Source organism: Bradyrhizobium sp. Pha-3 (assembly GCF_042258615.1).
Classification (GTDB): Bacteria; Pseudomonadota; Alphaproteobacteria; order Rhizobiales; family Xanthobacteraceae; genus Bradyrhizobium.
Genome location: NZ_CP170152.1, coordinates 6,445,914 through 6,472,211, shown reverse-complemented (window position 1 = coordinate 6,472,211; position 26,298 = coordinate 6,445,914). Strand labels below are relative to the sequence as shown.

General features: G+C 64.4%; 20 protein-coding genes and 1 pseudogene. 14 read left to right on the top strand and 7 right to left on the bottom strand.

All coding sequences use genetic code 11. The annotated features are described in order from the left end of the window. Positions 1-214: 214 nt before the first annotated feature. A complete protein-coding gene (gene dapD, locus ACE10Z_RS30565) occupies positions 215-1,186 on the bottom strand; it encodes a 2,3,4,5-tetrahydropyridine-2,6-dicarboxylate N-succinyltransferase (protein WP_375784082.1) in 972 nt (323 codons plus the stop codon). Positions 1,187-1,394: 208 nt separating this feature from the next. Further along, positions 1,395-2,576 carry a cytochrome P450 gene (locus tag ACE10Z_RS30560; protein ID WP_375784081.1) on the bottom strand — a complete coding sequence of 394 codons (1,182 nt, stop codon included), beginning with the start codon at positions 2,574-2,576 and terminating at the stop codon, positions 1,395-1,397. 138 nt (positions 2,577-2,714) lie between these two features. Here ACE10Z_RS30560 and ACE10Z_RS30555 point away from each other — a divergent pair, with 138 nt between their 5' ends. Then, positions 2,715-3,635 (top strand): LysR family transcriptional regulator, encoded by a 921-nt coding sequence (locus tag ACE10Z_RS30555; RefSeq protein WP_375784080.1) that lies wholly within the window; start codon positions 2,715-2,717, stop codon positions 3,633-3,635. Between the two features lie 98 nt (positions 3,636-3,733). Here ACE10Z_RS30555 and ACE10Z_RS30550 read toward each other — a convergent pair whose 3' ends face one another. Further along, positions 3,734-5,356: an inorganic phosphate transporter gene (locus ACE10Z_RS30550; protein WP_375784079.1), complete on the bottom strand. Its 1,623-nt coding sequence runs from the start codon at positions 5,354-5,356 to the stop codon at positions 3,734-3,736. 352 nt (positions 5,357-5,708) lie between these two features. Between ACE10Z_RS30550 and ACE10Z_RS30545 the strand changes: the two genes are divergently transcribed. From ACE10Z_RS30545 to ACE10Z_RS30520, 6 genes and pseudogenes are all read left to right on the top strand, one after another. Beyond that, on the top strand, positions 5,709-6,098 hold the full coding sequence (locus ACE10Z_RS30545; RefSeq protein WP_375784078.1) for a hypothetical protein: 390 nt from the start codon (positions 5,709-5,711) through the stop codon (positions 6,096-6,098). A gap of 56 nt (positions 6,099-6,154) precedes the next feature. Beyond that, entirely contained in the window at positions 6,155-7,426 is a 1,272-nt protein-coding gene (gene ihpA, locus ACE10Z_RS30540) for a divalent metal ion exporter subunit IhpA (RefSeq protein ID WP_375784077.1), read from the top strand. Then, positions 7,423-8,370, top strand: coding sequence for a divalent metal ion exporter adaptor subunit IhpB (gene ihpB, locus ACE10Z_RS30535; RefSeq protein WP_375784076.1), 948 nt, complete (start codon positions 7,423-7,425; stop codon positions 8,368-8,370). The genes ihpA and ihpB overlap by 4 nt, the downstream gene beginning before the upstream one ends. Continuing rightward, positions 8,363-11,572, top strand: coding sequence for an efflux RND transporter permease subunit (locus ACE10Z_RS30530; protein WP_375784075.1), 3,210 nt, complete (start codon positions 8,363-8,365; stop codon positions 11,570-11,572). The genes ihpB and ACE10Z_RS30530 overlap by 8 nt, the downstream gene beginning before the upstream one ends. Continuing rightward, the gene (locus ACE10Z_RS30525) at positions 11,569-11,940 is read left to right on the top strand and encodes a hypothetical protein (protein ID WP_375784074.1); all 372 of its coding nucleotides are present in this window, start codon (positions 11,569-11,571) and stop codon (positions 11,938-11,940) included. The genes ACE10Z_RS30530 and ACE10Z_RS30525 overlap by 4 nt, the downstream gene beginning before the upstream one ends. A gap of 16 nt (positions 11,941-11,956) precedes the next feature. After that, a pseudogene (locus ACE10Z_RS30520) lies at positions 11,957-12,163 on the top strand (cation transporter); the annotation flags it as partial. Between the two features lie 297 nt (positions 12,164-12,460). On the opposite strand, the gene ACE10Z_RS30515 reads toward ACE10Z_RS30520, so the two are convergent. Beyond that, positions 12,461-13,894 carry a UdgX family uracil-DNA binding protein gene (locus ACE10Z_RS30515; protein WP_375784073.1) on the bottom strand — a complete coding sequence of 478 codons (1,434 nt, stop codon included), beginning with the start codon at positions 13,892-13,894 and terminating at the stop codon, positions 12,461-12,463. A 255-nt stretch (positions 13,895-14,149) separates the two neighbouring features. Here ACE10Z_RS30515 and ACE10Z_RS30510 point away from each other — a divergent pair, with 255 nt between their 5' ends. From ACE10Z_RS30510 to ACE10Z_RS30495, 4 genes are all read left to right on the top strand, one after another. Beyond that, on the top strand, positions 14,150-14,944 hold the full coding sequence (locus ACE10Z_RS30510; protein ID WP_375784072.1) for an ImuA family protein: 795 nt from the start codon (positions 14,150-14,152) through the stop codon (positions 14,942-14,944). Further along, positions 14,835-16,622, top strand: a complete 1,788-nt coding sequence (locus ACE10Z_RS30505; RefSeq protein WP_375784071.1) for a DNA polymerase Y family protein — start codon at positions 14,835-14,837, stop codon at positions 16,620-16,622. Before ACE10Z_RS30510 ends, ACE10Z_RS30505 begins: the two co-directional genes overlap by 110 nt. Positions 16,623-16,692: 70 nt before the next feature. After that, on the top strand, positions 16,693-20,232 hold the full coding sequence (locus ACE10Z_RS30500) for an error-prone DNA polymerase (protein WP_375789963.1): 3,540 nt from the start codon (positions 16,693-16,695) through the stop codon (positions 20,230-20,232). Between the two features lie 77 nt (positions 20,233-20,309). Further along, positions 20,310-20,525 carry a hypothetical protein gene (locus ACE10Z_RS30495; RefSeq protein WP_375784070.1) on the top strand — a complete coding sequence of 72 codons (216 nt, stop codon included), beginning with the start codon at positions 20,310-20,312 and terminating at the stop codon, positions 20,523-20,525. A gap of 65 nt (positions 20,526-20,590) precedes the next feature. Here ACE10Z_RS30495 and ACE10Z_RS30490 read toward each other — a convergent pair whose 3' ends face one another. Next, entirely contained in the window at positions 20,591-21,361 is a 771-nt protein-coding gene (locus ACE10Z_RS30490; protein WP_375784069.1) for an SDR family NAD(P)-dependent oxidoreductase, read from the bottom strand. Between the two features lie 221 nt (positions 21,362-21,582). Between ACE10Z_RS30490 and ACE10Z_RS30485 the strand changes: the two genes are divergently transcribed. After that, entirely contained in the window at positions 21,583-22,119 is a 537-nt protein-coding gene (locus ACE10Z_RS30485) for a heme-binding protein (RefSeq protein ID WP_375784068.1), read from the top strand. Between the two features lie 929 nt (positions 22,120-23,048). On the opposite strand, the gene ACE10Z_RS30480 is transcribed toward ACE10Z_RS30485, so the two are convergent. Both ACE10Z_RS30480 and ACE10Z_RS30475 read right to left on the bottom strand, forming a co-directional pair. After that, positions 23,049-23,336, bottom strand: a complete 288-nt coding sequence (locus tag ACE10Z_RS30480) for a hypothetical protein (RefSeq protein ID WP_050626238.1) — start codon at positions 23,334-23,336, stop codon at positions 23,049-23,051. A gap of 27 nt (positions 23,337-23,363) precedes the next feature. Beyond that, positions 23,364-23,492, bottom strand: coding sequence for a hypothetical protein (locus ACE10Z_RS30475; protein WP_375784067.1), 129 nt, complete (start codon positions 23,490-23,492; stop codon positions 23,364-23,366). Here ACE10Z_RS30475 and ACE10Z_RS30470 point away from each other — a divergent pair. Both ACE10Z_RS30470 and ACE10Z_RS30465 read left to right on the top strand, forming a co-directional pair. Beyond that, positions 23,491-24,897 (top strand): CoA transferase, encoded by a 1,407-nt coding sequence (locus tag ACE10Z_RS30470; protein ID WP_375784066.1) that lies wholly within the window; start codon positions 23,491-23,493, stop codon positions 24,895-24,897. The two genes, ACE10Z_RS30475 and ACE10Z_RS30470, sit on opposite strands and share 2 nt — an antisense overlap. A gap of 150 nt (positions 24,898-25,047) precedes the next feature. Further along, the gene (locus tag ACE10Z_RS30465; RefSeq protein WP_375784065.1) at positions 25,048-26,295 is read left to right on the top strand and encodes an efflux RND transporter periplasmic adaptor subunit; all 1,248 of its coding nucleotides are present in this window, start codon (positions 25,048-25,050) and stop codon (positions 26,293-26,295) included. The last annotated feature ends 3 nt before the right edge of the window (positions 26,296-26,298 follow it).

The following is a 26,298-nucleotide window of genomic DNA, read 5'->3' as shown; positions in this document are numbered from 1 at the left end:
GAGCTGGATTGCTTCGCGGAGCCTGTCATCGGGCGCGCGTTTGCGCGACCCGTTGGCTCGCAATGACGAACGAGCGCGCGTACTCACAAGTTCACATGATGTCCGCTTCGCTCCGCCAACGGCCGCCATTTTGCAGCAGCAAATCACGCAAGGAGCCAGAAGGCGACATCGTAGACGCGCCACATGTCGCCAACGACTTCTTCGAGTGAGCTGCCTAGCTGTGAAGTTGCGAGTTGAGGCCGTCCCAATTTGGCGTACGTCTGGTTGCCTCGAGAGCGCCGCTCTGGGAGTTACGACGAAAAAGAAGGCCCTTCTGGCCTGAGAGTTCCTTGGCTTTCAGGACGCGGCCATCTTCCAAAAGGATGCGCGCTCCTGCCGTGACATAGCAGCCCGCTTCGACGATACAATCGTCACCCAATGAAATGCCGATACCGGCGTTGGCTCCGATCAGGCAGCGCTCACCAACTGTAATCCTCTCTTTGCCGCCTCCGGACAGAGTGCCCATGATCGACGCTCCGCCACCAACGTCGCTGCCGCTTCCCACAACCACACCGGCGCTTATCCGGCCTTCGACCATGCAGGGGCCGAGCGTACCTGCATTAAAATTGCAAAAGCCTTCATGCATGACGGTCGTGCCCGGAGCCAGGTAGGCTCCGAGCCTTACGCGATCCGCATCTGCAATTCTCACGTCCGCAGGCGTCACATAGTCAGTCATGCGCGGAAACTTGTCGACACCTGTCACCTCAAACGCGAGGGCACGCTTTCGTGCCATGAGTCGTGCTTCCGGTACACGAGAGCACTCACAGGGACCGAGCGGCGTCCAGGCAACGTTAGGTAACAGACTGAAAATTCCATCAAGGTTCAGGCAATTGGGCTGAACGAGCCGGTGGCTCAGGAGATGGAGTCGAAGATATGCGTCGTGCACATCAGTCGGCGCAGATGCAAGGGAGGCAATTTCGGTCTGGATTGGAACGATGTCGACATTGCGGATGTCGTCGTGTCGCGGATATCCGTCTGCCGACTCGCCCAACGATCTGTTGATCTCGTCCTTCGTCAGCCGTTCCGTCGCCGCCTTGTCGGCCTCCGCAACCAGGTGCAATTGAAGGAACCAGGAATCCAACACGCGACCGTCAGCGGCAATCGTCGCAAATCCCTCGCCTCTCGCGCCCCTCAGTTCCATCGCCATTTGAATTGCTCACACCATGACCCTGCACATAGTGCATACGCGAATTCTCCCGGAATTGGCAACTTCTGCACGCTCAAGCACGTCCGCTTTGGGCCGTTTTCGACGGATTCAGCCGGGGAGTCGACGGGGCGATGTCCGTTTCTGCCCGTAAGCCGGGGCCGGGCATTGCGTCTGGCTGCGGCCTGATGAGTCCGCTTCCCAGACGACTTCACGCATCCCATCGCACCGGCAGCGTCACCGGTCCGCGGAACACCCACCCGCGGACGGCAGGCGACGCCTCGGCGTGGAGGCGCAAGTTGGGCAAGCGTGCGAACAGCATCGGCACCACGATCTTGCCGACCGTGAGCCGCGACACCCAGGTGCCGGCGCAGAAATGCGGTCCGGCGCCGAACGCCAGATGCGACTGCTTCGGTCGCGTCACGTCAAAACGATCGGGCTCGGCGAAGCGGTTGCCGTCGCGGTTCGCGGCGCCGACGCAGAGGCCGATCTGAAGGCCCTCGGGCAGCGTGGTGCCGGAAAGATCGACATCGCGGGTGACGCGGCGCGGATACATGCCGATCGGCGAGATCCAGCGCACCGCTTCCTCGAGCGCAGAGGGCCATAGTTCCGGCTTCGCCAGCACGTTGTCCTGCTGCGCCGGGTTTTGCAGGAGGCCGAGCACGAGGGTCAGGATCGCATCGCGCGGCTCGTTCAGTCCGCCGCCGATGATCACCTTGATGTTGGCGCGGATGCCCTCGATCGGCATCGGCGGATCGGCGTTGACCATCGAGGACAGGATCGAGGGGTTGGGGTGGCTGCGGTGGTCATCGAGCACCGCGTCGATCGCGGCGTCGACATCGGCGCTGGCCTGCATCGCCTTGCGCTCGATTTCGGCATCGGCGGCGTAATTGCCGGCGCCGTCGATCAACGCCTGTGACCAGTCGGCCAGCGTCTGCCACGGCATCTCGCGGAAGCCGATCATGGCCATCAGGCTGCGCGAGGCCATCGGTGCGGCGAGCGTGCCGAACAGGTCGGCTTCGTCCGCCGCGCAGAGCTCGTCGATCAGCATCTCCGCGATCGCGGTGAACTTCGGCGCCCAGTACTCCTTGATCGTGGCTGGGCGGAACGAAGGCTCGATCGCCTTGCGGCCGATCGCGTGCTCGGCGCCGTCCTTGCGCATGAAGGTCGGCCCCATCACCTTGTTGACCAGCGAGGTCGGATTGTCGGCCGAGTAGGTCGCCGGGTCGCGCTCGATCCGCACGATGTCGTCGAAGCGTGTCACCAGCGTCAGCTTCGCGGCCTCGACGAACACCGCCGGCGCCAGCTCGCGCAGCCGGCGGAAGGTCGGATAGGGGTCGTCGAGCAGATCCTGATACGCGATGTCGGTGACGACAGGCACGGTGCTGGTCATTGGTCCTCCCGGAGCGCTTTTTTGCGAAGCCTAGCGCCAGCGGCCGCAATCGTTCAATTCGATGGGATCGATATAGGCCATCGAGATATTCCATGACCTTGTGGTAGGCTGGGCCGCCAACAAGGCGGGAGGTGCAGCGTGGCGGCCAATTCCTCGATCGATCCGATCGACATCGGGACCTTGCGGACGCTTGTGCTGGTCTACGATTTGCAGTCGTTCTCGGCGGCTGCCAAGCGGCTCGACGTCAATCAGTCCACCATCAGCTACGCGGTCGAGCGGCTGCGCGGCGCGCTCGGTGATCCGCTGTTCGTCCGCAACGGCAATGGCGTGACGGCGACCGAGCGCTGCGCGGCGCTGGTCAGCTGGGCGCGGGACATGATCGGCGAGATTGACGGACTTGCCTCACCGGTGGAATTCGATCCGGCGACGGCGCAAGGGGGCGTGACGATCTCCTGCAACTATCACGAACGGCAGACCCTGATGCCGCAGTTCAGTGCACGGTTGCGCGCCGGCGCGCCACAGGTCCGCCTCGTCCTGCTCGATGCCGCGGGCCATGGCGACGTCCATCTCAAGCAGAACCAGTGCGACATCGTGCTCGGACCGGTAGGGGTCGTCGGCGAAAGCTTCTTTCGGCGCCACATCCTCACCGATCACTACGTCTGCGTGATGGATCCGGCCAATCCGCTGGCGCGCGGCCGGATCGCATTATCGGCCTATGCGAAGGCCGAGCATGTCTTCATCACCCATAGCGGCGAGTGGCAGCCGCTTTATCTCGAGGCCCTCAAGGCGAGGGAGATCGAGATCGAGCCGGCGGTCAGCCTTCCGAACCACGACAGTCTGGAGCGCATCGTCGCCGGCACAAGGCTCGTTGCGACCATCCCGCATCACCTGGCGCGGGCGATGCGCGGCGGCCTGCACGTCGCTTCGCTGCCGTTCCGCGTGCCGATCTCGATCGACATGTACTGGAGTGCCCGGACCGCCAAATCCGGCCTGCACAAATGGGCGCGTGGCCTGCTCGCCGAGGTCGCCAAGGCTTACGACAAGGCCTACGTCGCCTGAGCGCGGCTTCGCGCCGCGACCGCCAAAAAGGAAAAAGGCCCGCACTTGACGTGCGGGCCTTCCGTCCGGCGCATTGCCGCGCCGAAAGCATGTCGGCATCAGAACACGTGGTAGAACACGTAGTACAGGCAGCCTGAGAGGATCATCGCGGCCGGCAGGGTCAGCACCCAGGCCATCGCGATGTTGCGGATCGTCGCCCATTGCAGGCCGGAGCCGTTGGCGGCCATGGTGCCCGCGATGCCCGACGACAGCACGTGCGTGGTCGAGACCGGCAGGCCGTAGCCGTCGGCCGCTGCGATCGTCGCGGCGGCCGTGATCTCGGCGCAGGCGCCCTGCGCGTAGGTCAGGTGGGTCTTGCCGATCTTCTCGCCGACGGTGACGACGATGCGCTTCCAGCCGACCATGGTGCCGAGGCCGAGTGCGATTGCGACGGCGAACTTCACCCAGCTCGGGATGAACTTGGTCGCGGCATCGAGCGAGCCCTTGTACTCGTTCAGCGTGGCGACGTCGGCGGCGGTCAGCTCGGCTTCCTTGTCCTTCATCAGGAAGCGGATCGCCTCGGACGCCAGGTACATGTCGTTACGGGTGTTGCCGACCGCGTCAGCCGGGAACTTGGCCAGCGATCCATACTGGGCGACCTGCTGTCCGATGTCGCGCACCAGCACCGCCAGCGACGGAAAGGTGCCCTCGTTGATCTGGTGCTGCGCGACGTAGTTGGTCACGGCCGGGCGCGGGTTGCCGATCACGTTGTAACCGGCGGCCTTGCCTTCGATCACCTTGCTGGCCGAGGTGGAGTGCGCCGCGAACTGCTCGATCTGGTTCGCGGGCAGCGCGCGGTTCAGCGCATAGGCGGTCGGCACGGTGCCGATCAGGATCAGCATGATCAGGCCCATGCCCTTCTGGCCGTCGTTCGAGCCGTGGAAGAAGCTGACCAGCGTGCAGGTCAGGATCAGGATGCCGCGGATCCACCACGGCGGCGGCTGGTTGCCGACCGGCTCGCCGAACAGCGCGGGTGTTGCACGCGCCAGCACGGCCTTGAGGATGTAGAGCAGACCGGCCGCGAGCACGAAGCCGAACAGCGGCGACAGCAGCAGCGCCTTGGCGATGTTGCCGGCCTGCGACCAGTCCACGCCGGAGGTGCCGTCGCGGCCGCGCAGCAGCGCGTTGGTGATTCCGACGCCCATGATCGAGCCGATCAGGGTGTGCGAGCTCGAGGCCGGCAGGCCGAGCCACCAGGTGCCGAGATTCCAGATGATCGCGGCGATCAGCAGCGCGAACACCATCGCAAAGCCGGCGCTGGAGCCGACCTGCAGGATTAGTTCGACCGGCAGCAGCGACACGATGCCGAACGCGACCGCGCCGCTCGAGAGCAGCACGCCGAACAGGTTGAACATGCCCGACCAGACCACGGCGATATGCGCCGGCAGCGAGCGGGTGTAGATCACGGTGGCGACCGCGTTGGCGGTGTCGTGGAAGCCGTTGACGAATTCGAAGCCGAGCGCGATCAGCAGCGCGACGAACAGCATGATGTAGGGCAGGAACGACGTGACACGCGTGCCGGTGGCGTCGACGTCGGCGTAGATGCTGTAGGCAACGAACAGCAGCGCGGCCGCAACCACGCCCAAATAGATAACCCCGGTCATCGGGTGGAAACCTTTGTCGAGGTCCGGGCCCTTGTTCAAGGCGGGCTCGATCGAGCCGGGTAACGCCATATCGCTCATGCTAAACTCCTGTCCCAATGCCTCCGATTTTGATCCATGCATATGACAGGCAATTGAAATCCGCCCCGCGAAATGCAGCGGTTGCCGATGACGGTGGACATCGAGCCGAATTCTTGTGCAACGCATTGACGGCCGATGAGGCTTCGCGACCTCGTGGCAATCTTCGGCAACAGAAGACACCGTGAGGTGGATCACGGATGAGACGGTCGGTCTGGATTTCGCGTCGCAAGACGACGAGTGGATCGGGACATCGGCCGCGCGACCGGGCCGGCCCATGCGGTGCTCATTCGTGTGAACCGCGTCCTGAAAGGCCGGATTTGTGGTAGTGTTCGACCCTCGTCCTTGCTATCCCATGTCCTCGATGAAACCGAAAGTCGGCCAGAAACGGCGTCCCTTTGCACCTGCGCTGCGCGGGCTGCTGACCGTTTGTCTTGCATTTGCGTATATCATCGTTGGTGTTGCTGGAGAAATTGCCTGCGCGGGCGAGACGCTTGCGTCGGCTGAGCAGGCCGAACAAGTCGAACTTGCTGCTGATACTGCCGGTCAATCAGACCAGGATTCGAAGAAGCCGACCGTCACGGTCGTGGATCATTGCTACACGTGTGTGCCCTTGCTCGTTCCGCCGCCGATCCTGGTCGCGGAGCCGGCAGCAAAGTCGGTCGCACCGACATACGCCACGCCAACATTCCTTCTTGAGGATCATCCGGGGCTCGATACTCCGCCACCAAAATACCGGACCTGAGCGACTTCTCGGAGCGCGCGAGCGCTCGATTGATCTGCTTGATCAGGTAACGGCTCATGTTTCGGAAGAAGGCCGCGCGTCTTGCGTGGGCATTGGTATTTCTGTTCAGCCCATGGCTGACGGGCGCCTCACATTCGCAGACTCTCACGATGCGAGACGCGCTTGCGCGTGCACTCGCTGCCAGCCCGCGTCTCACCGCAGCCGAGCGGGACGTGGGCATTGCCGCCGGTCAACGCATCCAGGCAGGCGCGCTGCTCAATCCGGAGGTGTCCTACGAACAGGACAATTCCTTCGGCACGGGCAAATTTCGGGGGACCAAATCCGCCGAAACCACCTTGCAGATCAGCCAGGCATTCGAATGGTTCGGGAAGCGAGAGGCTCGGGTTGCGGCCGGTGCGGCCGGTGTCCAGACGGCTGCGATCCAGCGTCAGGCGGTACGGCTGGAAGTTCTCTCCGAGACCGCCATCGCCTTCCTGAGCGTGCTGGGCGCGCAGCGCCGAATTCAGATCCTGGATGAACAGGTCGCATCCATCGACAGATTGACTCCGCTGCTGCAGCGGCGCGTCGAGGCTGGCGCATCCTCGCCGGCAGAGACCGGCCGGGCTGAAGTGGCTTCGGCCCTGGTCAAGGCGGATCGAGAACGGCTCCGATCGACCCTCGCCAGCGCGCGGCGCGAACTGGCAGTCCTGATGGGAGATACGGTACCGAAATTCGCCGCCGTCTCCGGGCGGCTCGACGCCACCGGCCGGCCGCCGGCCTTCAAGGCGATCGTGGCGGCGATCGACGCGAATCCGCAGCTCATGCGCTGGACGGCGGTCTATGCGCAGCGGAATGCGGAACTTCTGCTGGCACGGCTGAAGCCCTATCCGGACGTCACGATTGCTGCCGGGTGGCGGCATTTCAACGAGACCAACGACGACGCCGTCCGGCTGACGTTCTCGGTGCCGATCCCGGTGTTCGACCAGAACCAGGGCAATATCCTGTCCGCCCAGGAGAGCCTCGCGAAGACCAGGGCCGAGCGCGAAGCAACCCGGAACACGCTGATCGTGATTGCGGGCAGGGCCTACGATTCGGTGCAGGGCTCGCTGCGGGAGCTTGCCATCCTCCGCGAAGCCGCGATCCCGAGAGCGGAGCAGGCGGCACAGGCCATTTCGGATGGATACGGTCAAGGCCGGTTCACTCTTCTGGAAGTGTTGGACGCTCAGGCAAGCCTCACACAGGCGCGATTGCGCGAGCAGGAGGCCTTGCAGAATTACCACGTTGCCGTAGCGACCATCGAAGGACTCGTCGGCAATCCGTTTTCGCTCGTGCGTGAGAGTTCAAGATGATCCGGGCACTGATCCGATATTTGGTTTTCGTTCTGGTTGCTGCGACGCTCGCTTACGTCGGCTATCGGATGCTGATGCCCGCGACAATCAAGACGGTCACGACCGAGAAGACCGAAAAGGAAGAGCACTCGGACAGCGTGGCGATGAGCGACGCGAAGGTGTCGGCGGCCGGTATAGAGCTCGTGAAAGCATCACCAGCGGTGCTGCATGACGCTCTGCTGCTGAACGGAATGGTTCAGCCGAACCAGGAGTCGCTGGTTCAGGTTACCCCTCGCTTTCCGGGCATCGTGCGGGACGTGCGCAAGCGGATCGGAGACCATGTCCAAAAGGGCGACGTCCTTGCGATCGTTGAAAGCAATCAGAGCCTGACACCCTATGAGTTGAAGGCCGCGCTTGGCGGGACGGTGATCGACCGCCAGACGACTCTGGGCGAATACGTCTCCGAACAGAAGCCGGCATTCGTCATCGCCGATCTGTCGACAGTGTGGGTGGACTTCTCCGTCTATCGGCGCGACCTCGGCCGAGTCAGCGTCGGCGACCAAGTTCTCATCGATCCCGCGGACGGTAAGCCGCCGATCGAGGCGAAGATTTCCTACGTTTCGCCGGTCGGAAGCAGCGAGACCCAGAGCGCGGTCGCAAGAGCGGTCGTCGTGAATTTCGAGCAACGGCTGCGCCCCGGGCTGTTCATCACCGGCCGGCTGATCCTTTCGGCAAAGCCGGTATCGGTCGCGGTGAAATCCACGGCGCTGCAGACCATTGAGAACCGCACGATCGTGTTCGTTCGGAGCGGCGACAAGTTTGAAGCCCGCGATGTCGAGATCGGGGATCGCGACCCCGATTTCGTGGAGATCACGTTCGGTGTTCTGGAAGACGACGTGTACGCGGCCAAGAACAGCTTCATCGTCAAAGCCGAGATGGCGAAGGGAGGAGCGGACAATGATTGACGGCATCCTCTCCTTCTCTATCCGTCAGCGGTGGCTTGTGATGATCGCCGTCCTCGCAATGGCCGGCTTCGGCGCTTGGAATTTCACGCGTTTGCCGATCGACGCCGTGCCCGACATCACGAATGTGCAGGTCCAGATCAACAGCCGCGCGCCCGGCTACTCGCCGCTAGAAGTCGAGCAGCGCATCACGTTCCCGGTCGAGACCGCGATGGGCGGGGTGCCGCGCCTCGAGAGCACCCGCTCGCAATCTCGCTACGGACTGAGCCAAGTCACCGTCATCTTCAAGGACGGCACCGACATCTATTTCGCCCGGCAGTTGGTCAACGAACGGATCCAACAGGTTCGGGATCAGTTGCCCGCCGGGATCGAGACCGCCATGGGACCGATCTCGACGGGGCTCGGCGAGATATTCATGTACACCGTCGAGGCTCGGGGCGGTGCCCGCAAGCCGAACGGAGAGGAGTACACCCCCACCGACCTGCGGACGATTCAGGACTGGATCGTCCGGCCTCAGTTGCGGACTGTGGCGGGCGTCAGCGAGGTCAACACGGTCGGCGGCTTCGAGAAGCAATTTCATGTGCTGCCGGATCCTACGCAATTGTTGGCATACAAGATCAGCTTCCGCGAAGTCATGGCGGCTCTGGCCGCCAACAACGCGAATGTCGGAGCCGGCTACATCGAGCGGAACGGCGAGCAGTATCTCGTTCGCACCCCGGGCCAAGTGGGGAGCATTGAGGAAATCAAGGACATCGTGATCGGCGCACGAAACGGCGTTCCGGTCCGGATATCCGATGTCGCCGAGGTCAGGCAGGGAAAGGATCTGCGCACGGGGGCCGCAACGCTAAACGGCAACGAAGTCGTCCTCGGCACCGCCATGCTCCTCATCGGCGAAAACAGCCGCACGGTGGTGCAGCGCGTCGCCGACAAGATCAGGGACATCGGACGGTCGCTACCTGAGGGAGTGGTCGCCCATGTCGTCTACGATCGGACGCGTCTGGTCGAGGCGACCATAGCCACGGTCCGGAACAATCTCGTCGAAGGCGCTTTGCTGGTCGTGGTCGTGCTTTTCCTGACACTGGGAAATTTCAGGGCGGCGATCGCGACGGCGTGCGTCATTCCCCTTGCCATGCTGTTCGCCATCACTGGTATGGTCCAGAACCGCGTCAGCGCGAACCTGATGAGCCTGGGCGCCATCGATTTCGGCATCATTGTCGACGGCGCCGTCATCATCGTCGAGAACTGCCTCCGCCTGCTCGCCGCCGAGCAGCACCGGCTCGGCCGAGTGCTCGATCGCGAGGAACGATTAGCTACCATTCTCGCGGGATCGCGCGAAGTCATTCGCCCCAGCCTGTTCGGAACGCTCATTATCGCCATCGTATATCTGCCGATTCTGACGTTCACCGGCGTCGAAGGAAAGATGTTTACGCCGATGGCACTGACCGTGCTGATGGCGCTTGCGGGTGCCAGCGTCCTGTCGGTCACCTTCGTGCCGGCCGCGGTTGCTCTAATCGTCAGCGGCAAGGTGTCCGAACATGAGAACCTCCTGATGAGGGGCGCGCGGCGCGCTTACGCGCCGCTGCTCGCGGCCTCGATCCGGAACAGATTCGGCGTCGCCGTCATCGCCGCGCTCCTGGTCGTGGTCTGCGGGATCGCAGCATCGCGCATGGGCACCGAGTTCATCCCCAGTCTCGACGAAGGCGACGTTTCCTTCGAGGCGATCCGCATCCCGGGAACCAGCCTGACGCAATCGGTGGAGATGCAGGCCATGGTCGAGCGGAGGCTCGCGACCCTTCCGGAAGTGAAAGAGGTCTTCGCGCGCACGGGGACGGCGGAGGTCGCAACCGACCCGATGCCACCGTCCGGCTCCGACGGCTACGTGATGCTGAAGCCTAGGAAGGAGTGGCCCGATCCTGACAAGCCGAAGGCCGCCGTCGTGTCCGACATCCAGGCGGCGGCCGAAGATGTCCCCGGAAACGCTTACGGATTCTCGCAGCCGATCCAGCAGCGCATGAACGAAACGGTATCCGGCATCCGGAGCGATGTGGGCGTCAAGATCTTTGGCGACGATCTGAACGAACTCATCCCGGCCGCCGCCAAGGTCCAGGCCATCATGCAAAAGGTTCCGGGGGGCGAGGACGTCAAGACAGAGCAGGCTACGGGGCTGCCGGTGCTTACCGTCAAGCTGAACCGTCAAGCCCTCTCGCGTTACGGAATCAACGTCAGCGACGTCCAGAGCCTGGTGGAGATCGCCGTCGGCGGCAAGAGCGCTGGCCGCGTGTTCGAGGGCGACCGGCGCTTTGACATCGTCGTCCGGCTGCCGGAGCAGCTTCGGTCCGACATCGAGGCGATCAGGTCTCTGCCCGTTCCGTTGCCACCGACCGAAAATCAGGCCAAGGCGACGCCGGCCCTGTGGGGCAATTCGCCGCTCGCTCAGATCCGCTACGTGCCCCTGTCGGAGGTCGCACAGATCGATCTAGCGCCGGGCCCCAATCTGATCAGCCGCGAGGACGGCAAGCGGCGGATCGTCGTCACAGCGAACGTCCGGGGCCGCGACCTCGGTTCCTTTATCGCCGAAGCCCAAGATCAGGTCATGACAAAGGTGAAACTCCCACCCGGTTACTGGATCGGGTGGGGCGGCCAGTTCGAGCAACTCGTCTCGGCGGCGCAACGCCTGGCGGTGGTCGTGCCGCTCGCGTTGCTCCTGATCTTCCTCTTGCTCTTCATGAGCCTCGGATCGATGCCCGATGCCCTGTTGGTGTTCAGCGGTGTGCCGCTCGCCCTGACAGGCGGCGTCGCGGCCCTCTTGTTACGGGGCATTCCGCTCTCGATCAGCGCCGGAATCGGCTTCATTGCGCTTTCGGGCGTCGCGGTACTTAACGGTCTGGTCATCATCACGTTCATCGAGAAGCTGCGCCGGGAAGGACGGCCGCTGGTGGACGCGGTTCGGGAAGGCGCGCTCACACGGCTGCGGCCGGTTCTGATGACCGCACTCGTTGCCTCGCTCGGCTTCGTTCCAATGGCGATCGCAACCGGCGCCGGCGCAGAGGTCCAACGGCCGCTGGCGACTGTCGTCATTGGTGGGATCATCTCGTCGACCATCCTCACCCTGTTGGTGCTGCCGGCGCTCTACGTTTTGTTCAGGCGGGAAGAGCCGTCCAACGCGCAATCGAATTTATCCGCTCGGGAAGGAGCCATGTCATGAGATACGCGCTGTTGCTGATCGCAGCCATCTTGTTTGCCGCACCGGTTTCTGCCGAGGACTACGAGAAAGGGCCGAACGGCGGGCTGATGCTCGACGTGGCCGGCATCGATGCCGAGCTTCTGACGTCGGGTAACACGGTCACCATCAACGTTTTCGAGGCTTTCAAGGCGAAGCCGGTGTCGACCAAGGGGTATGTCGGCGCCGTATTGATCGCCGGCGGGCAGAGCCGCGAGACGATTGCCCTTGCGCCCCAAGGCGAGAACTCGCTGAAGGGCGAGGCGAAGAATCCGATCCCGACCGGTGCGACGATTACCCTCACGATCAAGACCGCCGAAGGGAGGTCGGGCCAGGCCAAGTTCAAGAAGTAGGCTCGGGCCGGGCCGGCTGTTCAGCCGCAACGATGCCATCGGTAACGTCGCGGTCGTGATCGCCGCACTGCTGGTTGCCTGGACGCAAACGCCGTGGCCCGACTTGGTCGTGGCGGTCGTCATTGCTGCTCTGTTTTTGCAGTCGCCCTTCGCCATCATACGAGACGCACGAAACGACCTGAGCAAGGCACCGTCGGCCAATCCTCAGCAGTCAAAGGCTTAGAAGATATTTACAAGTCTCGACCCGGACGCCCGCGACGCTAGTCGCCAGTCATCCGGCGCGTGCTGCGAGCAATGAGGAGGGGAGGATTGCGAGATGAGGTGGCGCGCCGCACGATTGGGGCTAGCAAACCGCGCAGCGCGCCCGCCTCAGGTACGTCATGGCGTGAACATGACGCCCGATACCTATGGAACACGTCACAGTACCACGGATCAATTAAAGGTTGTAGGTTTTTGTCCGCGTCCAGAAACAATTTCACGTTGAAGTGTAGCTCCCCGGTTCCACCGGTTTTGACGCAACTCAGGCCGCGCGGGCCGAATTGCGCAACTGATCTGCGGCAATTTTCAGGTCGTCGATAAAACGCTGATATTCCAGCGCTTTGGCTTTCTCGTCGGGCAGCCGCAACAGGTAGGACGGGTGCACGGTGACGAGCACCTTGGTTCCGTCGTGATCGATCAGGCGGCCGCGGTTCTTGTTGATCGGGGTGATCCTGCCGAGCACGCTCTGCGCTGCGGTGGCGCCGAGCGCCACCACGAGTTCCGGCCTGATGGCGGCGAGCTCGCGCGCGTACCACTGACGGCAGGCGCGGATCTCCGGTGTGCCCGGCTTCTGGTGCAGCCGGATCTTGCCGCGCGGCACGAATTTGAAGTGCTTCACCGCGTTGGTGATGTAGACCGTGGCGCGCGCGATGCCGGCGTCCTCAAGCGCGCGATCGAGCATCTGCCCGGCCGGTCCGACAAAGGGATGGCCTGCGAGATCTTCCTTGTCGCCGGGCTGCTCGCCGACCAGCATCAGCGTCGCGCTTTGCGGTCCTTCGCCGAACACGGTCTGGGTTGCGTCCTTCCACAGCGGGCAGGCGCGGCAATCGGCGGCCTCTTCGCGCAAGGCAGCGATCGTGTCGCGAGCTTGTATGTCGTGATTTTGCTTGCGGACCATCGGCTCATCCTGCGGCTTCCGCGGCTCGGCCGCCTTGCGTGCGATGAAGGGGCCGCCGGTCATGCGCATGGCGTCTTCGATCAGCGGCTTAATGATCGAGTCCTCGGGCAGGTTCCTCCAATAGGCCTGCGGCATCTCCATCACTTTCAGCCGCGCGGGATTGAAGAGGCCGTTGTCATGACGCCGCCAGGCCTCCTCGAGCCGGTCCTCGCTCGGCACCTCGGATTTGGCGACGCCCGGCGAGATCGAGATCGCGTGCCCGTCCCAGTGCGCGCAGACGTCGGGGGTCAGGATCGACCACGGCATGTCGGCGAAGCGGCCGGCGAAGAAAGGTGCGGCGAACTCGACGATGCGATGCTCCGGCTCGAACCAGGCGACGTAATGCGCCGTCCGCTCGCGGCCGATCTCGCGGAAGCGGAGCTGCGCGTGCATCCTGTCGATATCGCCATAGACCGCGCGCGCCATCGCGTGGACCTCGGCGACGTCGGGGTCATCAGTCGCGCTGAGCAGATCGTGACGGCTGCGCAGCCGCCACAGCAGGCGATAGAGCAGGGCGAAGCGCTCGTCATTGCGATGCAGGATCGCGGTCTTTGCGAGCTCGACGAAAATGGCTGTCACGTTGAACCGCGCCTGCGGCGCATCGGGCAAGTCATTCACGCAGGAGGCCGACGACAGTTCGTCGTCCTTGCGTACGGTCCACGTGACCTCCGCGGGCTTCACGTCATTGATCGCCAATCGCCGCGCAGCCTTGCGCCAGCCCTCGAAGTCGGTGTCGTTGTCGAGCACGATGATGCGCATGCGATTGCTCCGTTTCCGTCACGCCGCCATTTTCGGGGCCTGCCGCGCCTGACTTGCGGAAGATCAGGTCCATCCGGTTCGGCGGCTGCTGAATCCCATTGATTCCACTCATGAATCGATGAGCTCACCAATCCGATTGACTCCGCGGGCCCTGTTAGCTTTATATTAGAACATATCATGAACAACTGAGCCAGTCCCTGGTTCTCTGTTCAGATCAGTGACGGCCTCAAATTTTGGTTGGGAAGGAGCGGCGCAATGAACGGCGCACGCACGGGTACGCTTGCGTCTCTGCGCGGCAGCATCGCGCGCATCGAGGCGCCATCGGAGGCGGCGATGCCGAACCGCATCGCGCTCGGACACACGAGCGCAGACGCGATGCTGCGCGGCGGGCTTGCGCCGGCCGCGTTGCACGAGGTGTTCGCGGCCGGCCATCAAGGCGGCGCAGCGACCGGCTTCATCGCCGGGCTCGCCGGACGGGTGTCAGCGCGCAAGCCGCTGGTCTGGGTGCGGCAGGATTTTTCCGATCGCGAAAACGGCGCGCTGTCGATGCACGGGCTGGCCGAGCTCGGCCTCGATCCGCGCCTCTTGGTCACGGTGCGCGCCGCCGATGTCGACAGCGGCCTGCGCACCGCGGCCGACGCGCTCGCCTGCGATGCGCTCGGCGCGGTCGTGCTCGAGATCTGGGGCCATGCGCGCCAGCTCGATCTCGTCGCCAGCCGCAAATTGACCTTGGCCGCGCAAGCCTCCGGCGTCACCGCGCTGGTGCTGCGGATCGCGGCCACCCCGATCCCCTCGACCGCGGAGACGCGCTGGATCGTGCGCGCGGCGCATTCGCCGCCCGGCAATGCGGCCTGCGCCTGGGGCGCGCCGCGCTTCGAGGCCGAACTCGTGCGCAATCGTCATGGCCCGGTCGGGCGATGGATCATGGAATGGAAATGTGATGAGTGCCAATTCAGTGAACCGTCGGCGTATCCTCAGCCTGTGGCTGCCACGCCTGCCCATCGACCGCATCAAGCGCAAGCTCGCGCAGGACATCGCCTCGCAAGTTGAGACGCATGAGGTGGATGAACCTTCAGGTGAGGTGAGCGCATTGGCAGGGCTCTCTCCCCCCTTGCGGGGGAGAGTTGGAGAGAGGGGTAGCCACACGCACCGCCCGAGCGGCTTACCCCTCTCCCTAGCCCTCCCCCGCAAGGGGGGAGGGAACCCAACCGCTAATGCGTCCCCCACGAATGGGTTAAGTGGCGATCTCCCCAGCGTCGTGGTGGCAAAAGACCACAACGCCATCCTGCTGCACGCCATCGACGAGGCCGCGGTGCGGGCCGGGTTGTCGATCGGGCTGCCGCTCGCCAATGCGCGGGCGATCTGCCCGGAGCTTACGGTCTACGACGCCGACCCCGCGGCCGACCTGAAGACGCTGAACGACATCGCCGACTGGTGCGACCGCTTCACGCCGCTGGTCGCGCTCGATCCGCCTTACGGGCTGTTCCTCGACATCACCGGCTGCGCGCATTTGTTCGGCGGCGAGCGCGCGCTGCTGCAGATCGTGACCAATGCGCTGAGCCGGCGCGGCTTTGCCGTCAGCGCGGCGATTGCCGGCACCTCGATCGCGGCGCGCACGCTGACGCGCTATGCCTCGGGGCAGATCATAGCCGATGGCGCGGAGGCGGAGGCGGTCGGCCCGCTGCCGGTGTCGGCGCTCGGTGCCGATGCCGCTGTAACCACCGGCCTGCGCCGCGCCGGCCTGAAGACCATCGGCGATGTCGCCTCGCGCGCGCCGCATGAGATCTCGGCGCGGTTCGGCGCCGATTTCACGACCCTGCTCGGCCACGCGCTCGGGCGGGGCGATGCCCCGATCAGCCCGCGCAAGCCGCTGCCCGATTACATCGTCGAGAAGCGTTTCCCCGAACCGATCGCGACCGACACCGTGATCGCGCTGACGCTCTCAAGCCTCGCCAAGACGCTGGTCGCGGCGATGGAGAAGCAGGGCAAGGGCGCGCGGCAGCTGGAAGCGAGCTTCTTCCGCACCGACGGCAAGGTCGCGGCGATCATGGTCGAGACCGGGCGTCCGGTGACGCGGCCGGAGATGATCGACCGCCTGTTCCGCGAGCGGTTCGATGCGCTCAACGATCCGCTCGACCCCGGTTTCGGCTTCGATCTCATCCGCCTCGCCGCCGGGCGTACCGAGATCGTGGTGCAGCAGCAGCGCGACCTCGACACCACTGTGCACGACAATGACGAGATCTCGGCGCTGATCGACCGCATCGCCGCCCGCATCGGGGGCAAGCGTGTCGTCGTGCATCTGCCGCTGGAGAGCCATATCCCCGAACGATCAGCGCTCGCGCTGCCGGCGCAGCATCATCTGGCCGCTGCGAGCGCGGCCGCCTGGCCGGAGCGCGTCATCGGCGAGCCGCCGCTGCGGCCGCTCAGGCTGTTCGAGCGGCCCGAGCCCATCAAGGTGCCGTTCGCGAGTGTACCGGACGGTCCGCCGCACCAGTTCACCTGGCGGCGCGCCTTGCATGCGGTGGTGCGGGTCGAGGGCCCCGAGCGCATCGCGATGGAATGGTGGAAGCAGGACGGCGCGGCGCTGACGCGCGATTACTTCCGCGTCGAGGACGCCGAGGGTCAGCGCTTCTGGATCTTTCGCGACGGCCTCTACGAGAGCGAGCTGCGCGACGAGCAAGGCAAGCCGGTCCCGGCCAACTGGTATGTGCACGGGCTGTTCGCATGAATATGCAGAGCGTTTTCGAGCGAAGTGGGAGCCGGTTCGCGTGAAGAAAACGCGTCAAAACAAGAATCTGATGCCCGACTATGCCGAGATCGGCATCACCAGCAATTTCTCCTTCCTGCGCGGCGGCTCTGATCCGCGCGCCTATGTGCATCAGGCGAGCGAACTGAAGATCCCCGTGATCGGGCTCGCCGATCACAACACGCTGGCCGGCGTGGTGCGCGCTTGGAAGGAGCTCGACAGCGACAAGGTCACCCATCCGCCCAAACTTCTGATCGGCGCCCGCATCGTCTTCATCGACGGCACGCCCGATATCCTGGTCTATCCGTGCGACCGCGCCGCCTATGGCCGGCTGTGCCAGCTCTTGACCCGCGGCAAGCGCGGCGGCGGCATCGAGCGCATCGAGAAGGGCGACTGCCGGCTCACTCTGTCCGATCTCGTCGACTTCGCCGAAGGCCAGCTTTTGGTACTGGCGCTGCCGCACCGGTTCGAGACGGCTGACGCGCTTGATCTGCTCGCGCGATTGAAGGCGAGCGCCGCCGACGGCGTCTGGCTCGCCGCAAGCCTGCTCTATCGCGGCGACGACAAGCGGCGCCTCGCGCGGCTGCATGGCCTCGCCACTGATGCCGGCGTGCCGCTGCTCGCCACCAACGAGGTGCTCTATCACCATCCCGCCCGCCGTCCGCTGCAGGACGTGCTGACCTGCATCCGCGAAAAGACCACGATCGAGGCTGTCGGCCGCAGGCTCGAGGCCAATGCCGAGCGGCATCTCAAACCGGCGCATGAAATGATCAGGCTGTTTCGTGATTTGCCGGACGCGATCGCGGAGACCATGCGCTTTGCGGCGCGCATCTCCTTCTCGCTCGACCAGCTCAAATACCAGTATCCCGACGAGCCGGTGCCGCCGGGCAAGACCGCGCAGCAGCATCTGGAGGACCTGACCTGGGCCGGCGTCGACAAATATTTCGGCGGCGAGATCGACGAAAAACTTCGCGCCACCCTGAACAAGGAGCTCGCGCTGATCGCCGAGCTGAAATACGCGCATTACTTCCTCACCGTGCACGACATCGTGCACTATGCGCGCAGCCAGAACATCCTGTGCCAGGGGCGGGGCTCGGCGGCCAATTCGGCGGTGTGCTATGTGCTCGGCGTCACCTCGGTCGATCCGACCAAGGTCGATCTGCTGTTCGAGCGCTTCATCTCCAAGGAGCGGCTGGAGCCGCCGGACATCGACGTCGATTTCGAGCATTCGCGGCGCGAGGAGGTGATGCAGTATGTCTATCGCCGCTACGGTCGCCACCGCGCGGCGATCATCGCCACCATCATCCATTATCGTCCGCGCAGCGCGATCCGCGATGTCGGCAAGGCGCTCGGGTTGACGGAAGACGTCACCGCGGCGCTCGCCGACACCGTGTGGGGTAGCTGGGGCAAGGGCCTCAACGACATGCAGGTGCGGCAGGCCGGGCTGGACCCGAAGAATGCGATGATCAACCTCGCGGTCGAGCTCGCCACCGAGCTGATCGAGTTTCCGCGCCATCTCTCGCAGCATGTCGGCGGCTATGTGCTGACCCAGGACCGGCTCGACACCTATGTGCCGATCGGCAATGCCGCGATGGACGACCGCACCTTCATCGAATGGGACAAGGACGACGTCGACGCGCTTCATATGATGAAGGTCGACGTGCTGGCGCTGGGCATGCTGACCTGCATCCGCAAATGCTTCGACCTGATCGATGACCACAAGGGCAAACGCTGGGAGCTCGCCTCCGTCCCGCAGGACGAAGAGGAAGTCTACGACATGCTGTGTCGCGGCGAGTCGCTCGGCGTGTTCCAGGTCGAGAGCCGCGCCCAGATGAACATGCTGCCGCGGTTGAGGCCGCGCACCTTCTACGACCTCGTCATCGAGGTTGCGATCGTGCGCCCCGGTCCGATCCAGGGCGACATGGTGCATCCCTATCTCAGGCGGCGGAACGGCCAGGAAAAGGTCAGCTATCCATCGCCGGCACCGGATCAGGGCGACAAGGACGAACTCTACAACGTGCTGCACAAGACGCTCGGCGTGCCGCTGTTCCAGGAGCAGGCGATGCGGATCGCGATCGAGGCGGCAAAGTTCACTTCCGAGGAAGCCAACGGCCTGCGCCGCTCGATGGCGACCTTCCGCAACCTCGGCACCATCGGCAGCTACGAGGAGAAGCTGGTCGGCAATATGGTCGCGCGCGGCTACGATCCGGATTTCGCCCGTAGCTGCTTCGATCAGATCAAGGGCTTTGGCAGTTACGGCTTCCCGGAAAGCCATGCCGCGAGCTTCGCGCAGCTCGTCTACATCTCCTCATGGCTGAAGCACCACCATCCCGATGCGTTCTGCTGCGGCCTGCTCAACTCGCAGCCAATGGGCTTCTATGCCCCGGCGCAGATCGTCGGCGACGCTCGCAAGAACGGCGTCACCGTGCGCGAGGTCGATGTCTCCTTCAGCTATGCGCAGAACACGCTGGAGGAGAAGGTCGGCGATCATTGCGCAGTGCGGCTCGGCTTCCGCCAGATCGACGGCTTTCACTGGCTGGATGAGGACGAGGAGCGGTTGAAGCGGATGCAGTCGTCATTCTCCGATGCGCAATTGCGCATCGTGGGCGCGCCTGTGCTCCCTCTCCCGCTTGCGGGGGAGGGTTGGGGTGGGGGTCTCTCCACGAGTCACATCGCGGAGAGAGCCCCCACCCGGATCGCATCTTCCGATGCGATCCGGCCTAAGAGCGAGCTTCGCTCGTCTCGACCCCCGCAAGCGGGAGAGGCGAAGCAAGAGAAAGACTGGGCCGACCGCATCGTCGCCGCGCGCAACCGCCGGCCCTTCGCCTCGCTGGAGGACTTCGCCCGCGACACCGCTCTCCCCAAGCGCGCGCTGATCCTGCTTGCCGACGCCGATGCATTCCGCTCGCTCGGGCTCGACCGCCGCGAGGCGCTGTGGGCGGTGCGGCGGCTGCCTGACGACGTGCCGCTGCCGCTGTTCGAGGCCGCCACCGCGCGCGAGCAGCCGGATGAGGGCGCAAAACCGCTGCCGGAGATGCCGCGTCCCGAGCAGGTGGTCGCCGACTATCAGACCATCCGCCTGTCGCTGAAGGGCCATCCGATGGAATTCTTGCGCGAGATGTTCACCAGAGAGCGCGTTGTTGCCTGCCACACCATCAACCGCAGCAACGATCGCCGCCGCGTCAGCTGTGCCGGCGTCGTGCTGGTGCGGCAGCGGCCGGGCAGCGCCAAGGGCGTCGTGTTCATGACGCTGGAGGACGAGACCGGCATCGCCAACATCGTGGTGTGGCCGAAGGTGATGGAGCAGTACCGCAAGGAAGTGATGGGTGCGCGCCTGATCCTGGTGGAGGGCTATGTCCAGAGCAGCCCCGAGGGCGTGACGCATCTGGTGGCGCAGCGCATGACCGATCGCTCCCACGACCTGATCGGCCTCGCCAACGAATCCCCTGTCAGCAAGCATCCCATGCCGGCGGGCCCGGCGCTGATCGAGCCGCTCAACGACGACCGCCGCGATCACGGCGACAACTCGCCGCAAAGGATCCGCCACCCCCGCAACGTCCGCATCCTGCCGCCGTCCCGCGATTTTCATTGAGGGGGCGCAGGCCTTGATTTGATCCAGATCAAAGGCAATGCGGAGCTCCTGTAAGACAAAACAAAAAGGAGGCCAGGATGTCCGCAACTGAGATCGCGAAGCTTCATTTTTCCGCGGCACTTGCCGAAGCGACGACCGCCGGGCTGGATCACGACAGCCTCTGCCGTTCGTTGCTGGGTCTCGTCGTCTCGAAATACCTCGAAAACAGGAGCGTCTCCGATGTCCAGTCGGAGCTTCGCTTCGTTGCCGACAATTGCGACCCTGACACGGACTTCGCGTTCATGCGCCCGTAGCACACGAAGCGGAGGGCGGATTACGCCTTCGGCTAATCCGCCCTCCGCTTCTACGATCTTTCTCTCTAAAAATTCACCCGGTTCGAGATCGCGCCGTCGACCACGAGGTTCGAGCCTGTCGTGAACGAGGAGGCCGGGCTCGCCAGGAACACCGCGGCGTTGGCGATCTCCTGCGGCGTTGCCATGCGGCCGGTCGGGTTGCGGGCCAGCGCGTCCTGATAAATCTTCGGCGTGTTCTGCTCGACCATGTTCCAGACGCCGCCCTTGAAATACACGGTGCCCGGCGACACCACGTTGACGCGGATTTTCTTCGCCGCGTATTGCCGCGCCAGTCCCTTCGCCATGTGCACCAGCGCCGCCTTGATCGGGCCGTAGGAGCCGGCGCGATCCGCTTGCGCCGCCGAGATCGACGAGATGATGATGAAGGCTGCGTCGCCGGTTGTCTCGCCGCTCGCTTCGAGGAACGGGCGCGCCGCCTCGAACGCGTTCACCGCGCCGAGCACGTCGAGCCGGAAATTCTGCTCCCACGATGCCGGATCGCCGCCTTGCGCCATCGCGCCCGCATTGGAGAACATCATGTCGATGCTGCCCAATTCGGTTGCGACACCGGCAATCCACGATGTCAGCGCAGCCGCGTCGGTGATATCGACGGCCGCGCCGGTGGCGTGCACGCCGGCAACCTTCAGCTCGGCAACGCTGGAAGCAACCTGCTCGGCATTGCGCGCACAGACCGCGACGCCGACGCCTTCACCGGCCAGTGTCGCCGCAATGGCCCGCCCGATGCCGCGCGTGCCGCCGAGCACGATGGCGTTCCGTCCCTTCAAACCCAGATCCATTCGGATGTCCTTTCTGATCCGCGCGGACTGTAACGTCCATCGTGGCATTGCGCGACCTCGATATTCCCGCGCGTCACGCGATTTTCATTGTAGCCAAGCGAATATCGCGGTGCACCCAATCCGATCTCGCCTTGTGCGCCGCGGATCAATTGCTATCGTCCCGCCGCCCGCTCATCGCATTGGGGCACCTGAAAACAACAATCAAAATGGGAGACAATGACATGCGTTATTTCACTGCGCTCATCGGCGCGGCATGGATCGTGCTCGCTACCGCCACCGGCGCGTTGGCCCAGGTGCCGCCCAATCCCGACAATCCGAATGACGTCGTCGCCGATGCCCTGACGCCGCCACCTTACGGCGAACCGATCAATCTGGAGACCGCCAAGAAGGTCGCCGCCGCAGCCGTTGCCGAGACGCAAAAGCGAAACTGGAACGCGTTCTGCATCGCGATCGTCAATCCGAGCGGCGATCTCGTCTATTTCGAGAGGCAGGACAATTGCCAGTATGCCTCGGTCGGGGTCTCCCAGCACAAGGCGCGCACCGCAACCCGCTATCGCCGCCCTACGCTGGTGTTCGAAACCCTGATGGGCAAGGGGCCCTACTTCTCCTACCTCGCAACCCTCGACGACGTCGTCGCCTCGCGTGGCGGCAATCTGCTGATGGTCAACGGCAAGATCGTCGGCGCCATCGGTGTCAGCGGGGGCTCCGGCGCGCAGGACAACGTGATCTCGCTCGCCGGCCAGGCCGCGCTGAAGTGAGAGCAGCGAGGTGATGCTTCTGCCTGGCTTCGGTCGGGCGGAAGTCCTTCACGGGGGTCGTAGATTCCATGGGGCGGTGAGCGTGGCCTATCCGATAGGTTTGGGTTGGACACTCGAACCATCGGATGGGTTTCGCTGCGCTCTACCCATCGTACGAGCTGTTGATCTTCAGTAAATTTCATTCGGCTTTTCAGAATTTAACTTGACGCCGCACCCAACTCAGATGTTCAATGTGCCCCGTCTCGCCCGGCACGAGGGGCGCTTCGCGGTCGTCACGAACGCGGGTCGAGATGCGGTGGACGCCGAGCGTGGTACTGACGAGAGCACGCAAAGCGGACGGTGAAGTCGTGTGGTCCTGACGCCCTAGCGGCAGGTGTCTTTTCGCAAAACGCTGACGCGTCTTGTGAAGGCGGTGACAAGCAAGCCCAGTCTCGCCGGGGAGAGCACGAAATAAGCCGTAACCCATCGCGCAGGGAAAGCCGGATTGCTCCGGTTACACCTGTGGTCCTACCCCCGAGCTTATCTCCATTGCTCGGGGCCCATGGGTGCGATCGGCACCCGGCTTTCCCTGCGCCCTCTGTTGAAGAGCGGCGAAACCAAGCGCAAAGCTCGGGCAACTCATGTCGCGAGAATGCGAAGCTGCGTCCCAATCCACTACTGTCATCGCCCGGCTCGCCGCCTCCGCTAAAGCTTCGGCGCGCCTGACTCGTAGCCTCGTCGAAGCCTTGGCGGAGACGGGACCGGGCGATTCAGTACGCCGCGGCCTCTCGGCAAGAACACCGGCGCCTCTGGAATACTGGATCACCCGCATGCGCGGGTGATGACACCGTCAACCTGGTTCGCGCTGCTATCGATCTTTGCAATGACGACAACAGCAGCACAAACGTGCCAGGAACGGCTCTGGCGTGAGTGTCGTGTGCTCCAACCTGCTACTCCACCGCGGCTCCGACCGGTGGGCCGCCCGGCGGGCGGTGCAGGAAGGTGATCGACGCATAGGCGCCGACCCAGGAGCCGGCCGCTGCGAAGGCGACGTAGAGCCAGTTCTCGGTGTAGCTGATCACCGCATAGGAGGAGAGCACATACCAGACGCTGCTCCAGGTCGCTGCCGGCACGCGCTTGCGCGCGACGACTGCCGAGGTGAACATGACATAGACCGCGTCGGTCGCCGCGGTCGCGAGGAAGACGCCGCCGGCGGTGAGGGGATCGATGGCAGCCATTGCAACTCCTGTTCGGGTCGGGCAGAGCTAAGGCGTGATCCGGAAAAGTGTGAAGCGGTTTTCCGAAAAGGTGATGCCAAAATACGGGTTGCGATCGGGCATTGCCATTTTGTCATCATGCTCGGGCATAGAATAATCGCAAACAGGAATGCGCATGCAGGACATCCGTGAAATTCTTTCCGATGTCTGGACCGGCACCGGTGGCGCGCCGTCCGCACTCGATGTGGTCGGGTTGACCGGCAGCGAGCCGCAATTGCCGTCGTCGTTTCGCGTCGCAGCGGCGGCGCAGGTATCGATTGCCGCGGCGGGCCTTGCGGCGGCCGAGATCTGGAAAGCCCGCTGCGGCGAGCAGCAGGACGTCACGGTCGATATGCGCCATGCCGCCGTCGAATGCCGCAGCGAGCGTTATCTGCGGGTCGACGACAAGCCGCCGCCGCCGGCCTGGGACAAGATCGCCGGCGTCTACCGTGTTCGCGACAACCGCTTCGTCCGCCTGCACACCAATTTCCCGCATCACCGCGACGCTGTCTGCAAGGTGCTTGGCTGCAACGCCGAACGCGACGATGTCCAGGCCGCGCTGCTGCAATGGGACGGCGAGGCGTTCGAGACCGCGGCCTATGCCGCCGGCGGCGTCGTTGCCTTGATGCGCTCATATGACGAGTGGTCGGCGACGCCGCATGCAGGAGAACTTGCAAGGCTGCCGCTGATCTCGATCGAGAAGATCGGCGAGGCCGCGCCAAAGCCGTGGCCGGCGGGGAAGCGGCCACTGGCCGGCATCCGGGTGCTCGACCTGTCGCGCGTGATCGCCGGTCCCGTTGCCGGCCGCACGCTTGCCGCTCATGGCGCCGACGTGCTGCTGATCTCCGGTCCCGATCTGCCTGATATCCCCTGGCTCACCATCGACACCGGCCGTGGCAAGCTGACGAGCTTTCTCGAGCTGCGCAGCGAGGAGGGGCGGGCCGTGATGCGCGGTCTCGTGGCGCAGGCCGATATCTTCTCGCAGGGCTATCGTCCGCAGGCGATTGCGCGGCTTGGCTTCTCGCCGGAGGAAGCGGCCCGCATCAATCCCGGGATCGTCTATGTGACACTCTCGGCCTATGGCCATGCCGGTCCGTGGGCGGAGCGCCGCGGCTTCGACTCGCTGGTGCAGACCACGACCGGCTTCAATCATGCCGAGGGGCAGGCCGCCGGCGTCGATGGACGGAAGGAACTGCCGGCCCAGATGCTCGACCACGCCACCGGATACTTCATGGCATTCGGCGCCATGATGGCCAGGGCCCGCCAGGCGCGCGAGGGCGGCAGCTGGCATGTCCGGGTGTCGCTGGCGCAGACCGGGCGCTGGCTGTGGAATCTCGGCCGCCTCGACGGGGGGCTTGCGACCGAGGACCTCAAGGCGGACGCGGTGCAGCCCTTCATCGAACGGGTTCCGTCCGGTTTTGGCACGCTGAGCTCGGTCCGGCATGCCGCCGTCCTGTCGCGCACCCCGGCCCATTGGTCCCGGCCGGCCATGCCGCTCGGCAGCCATCCCCCGGAGTTTCCTGCCCCGGAGTTTCCCGGGTGAGACATTCTGTCGCCGTTGAGGTCGTCCAAACTTTCACAACAGGTGTTGCCGAAGTGTGATTTTTAGGTTGTTCGAAACGCCAATTCGGCACTATTAGCGGGCCGCTGGGGCTGCCCCGCCGGAAGCTGCAACATCGATCCGGCGGACCGCATGCTGAAAGAATTTACCAAGAGAATGCAGAGCTTTAGCCGTCCGCGTCTGCTCGTGGCTGCGGCGGTGCTGGTCGCTGCCTGCGCCGGTGCCTATGGCTACGCGCGGTTCGGCACGGAAAAGCCGAAGCCGTCGGAAGTCTCCAGCCAGTCTCGCAAGGGCGGCACGCGCTATGCGCCGTCGGCGGCCGAGTGGGCCAGCCTGACCTTCCAGACCGTCACGGAGCACACCTTCCGCTCCGAGCTGGTGACCGAGGGCAAGATCGGGATCGATGAGGATCGCTCCACCCCGGTCTACTCGCCCTATACCGGGCGGGTGACCCGCCTCCTGGTGCGGCCGGGCGATGCCGTGGTGAAGGGCCAGCCGCTGTTCGTGATCGAAGCGGCCGACACCGTGCAGGCGCAGAACGACTACGTCGCCGCGATGACCGGCCTCAACAAGGCCCAGTCGGCGCTCGATCTGGCCCAGATCCAGGAGAAGCGCGCCAAGGACCTGTCCGAGGGCAAGGCGATCCCGCTGAAGGATTATCAGACCGCGCAGGCCGCGCTGGTGCAGGCGCAGAACGATGCGCGCTCGGCGCAGACGCTGCTGGAAGCCGCGCAGAACAAGCTGCACATCCTCGGTTTCGGCGACGAGGCCATCACGACCTTGCAGCAGAAGGGCCGCCTCAACCCGGAGACCACGGTGTTCGCGCCGATCGGCGGCACCGTGGTCCAGCGCAAGGCTGGTCCCGGCCAGTATGTCTCGACCGGCGCCAGCGACCCGGTCTATGTGATCGGCGATCTCTCGACGGTCTGGCTGATCGCCTTTGTCCGCGAATCCGACGCCGACAATGTCGCGGTCGGGCAGGACCTCAGCTTCAACGTAATGGCGCTGCCGGGCAAGGTGCTGAACGCCCGGGTCAACTATGTTGCCGCCGCGATCGACGCGACCTCGCGCCGGCTCCTGGTCCGCGCCACCATCGACAACGCCGACAATCGGCTGAAGCCCGAGATGTTCGCCAATGTGACGCTGTATTCGAAGAGCGATCACCCGGCGGTCGGCGTGCCGAAGCAGGCGCTGATCTACGAAGGCGACCAGGTTCGCGTCTGGGTCGCGAAGGCCGACGACAAGACCATCGAGCTGCGCCAGATCAAGCCCGGCCTCATCAATGGCGACCTCGTCGAGGTCGCCGGCAATCTCAAGCCGGGCGAGCAGATCGTGACGAAGGGAAGCCTCTTCATCGACCGCGCCGCATCCGGCACTTGAGAC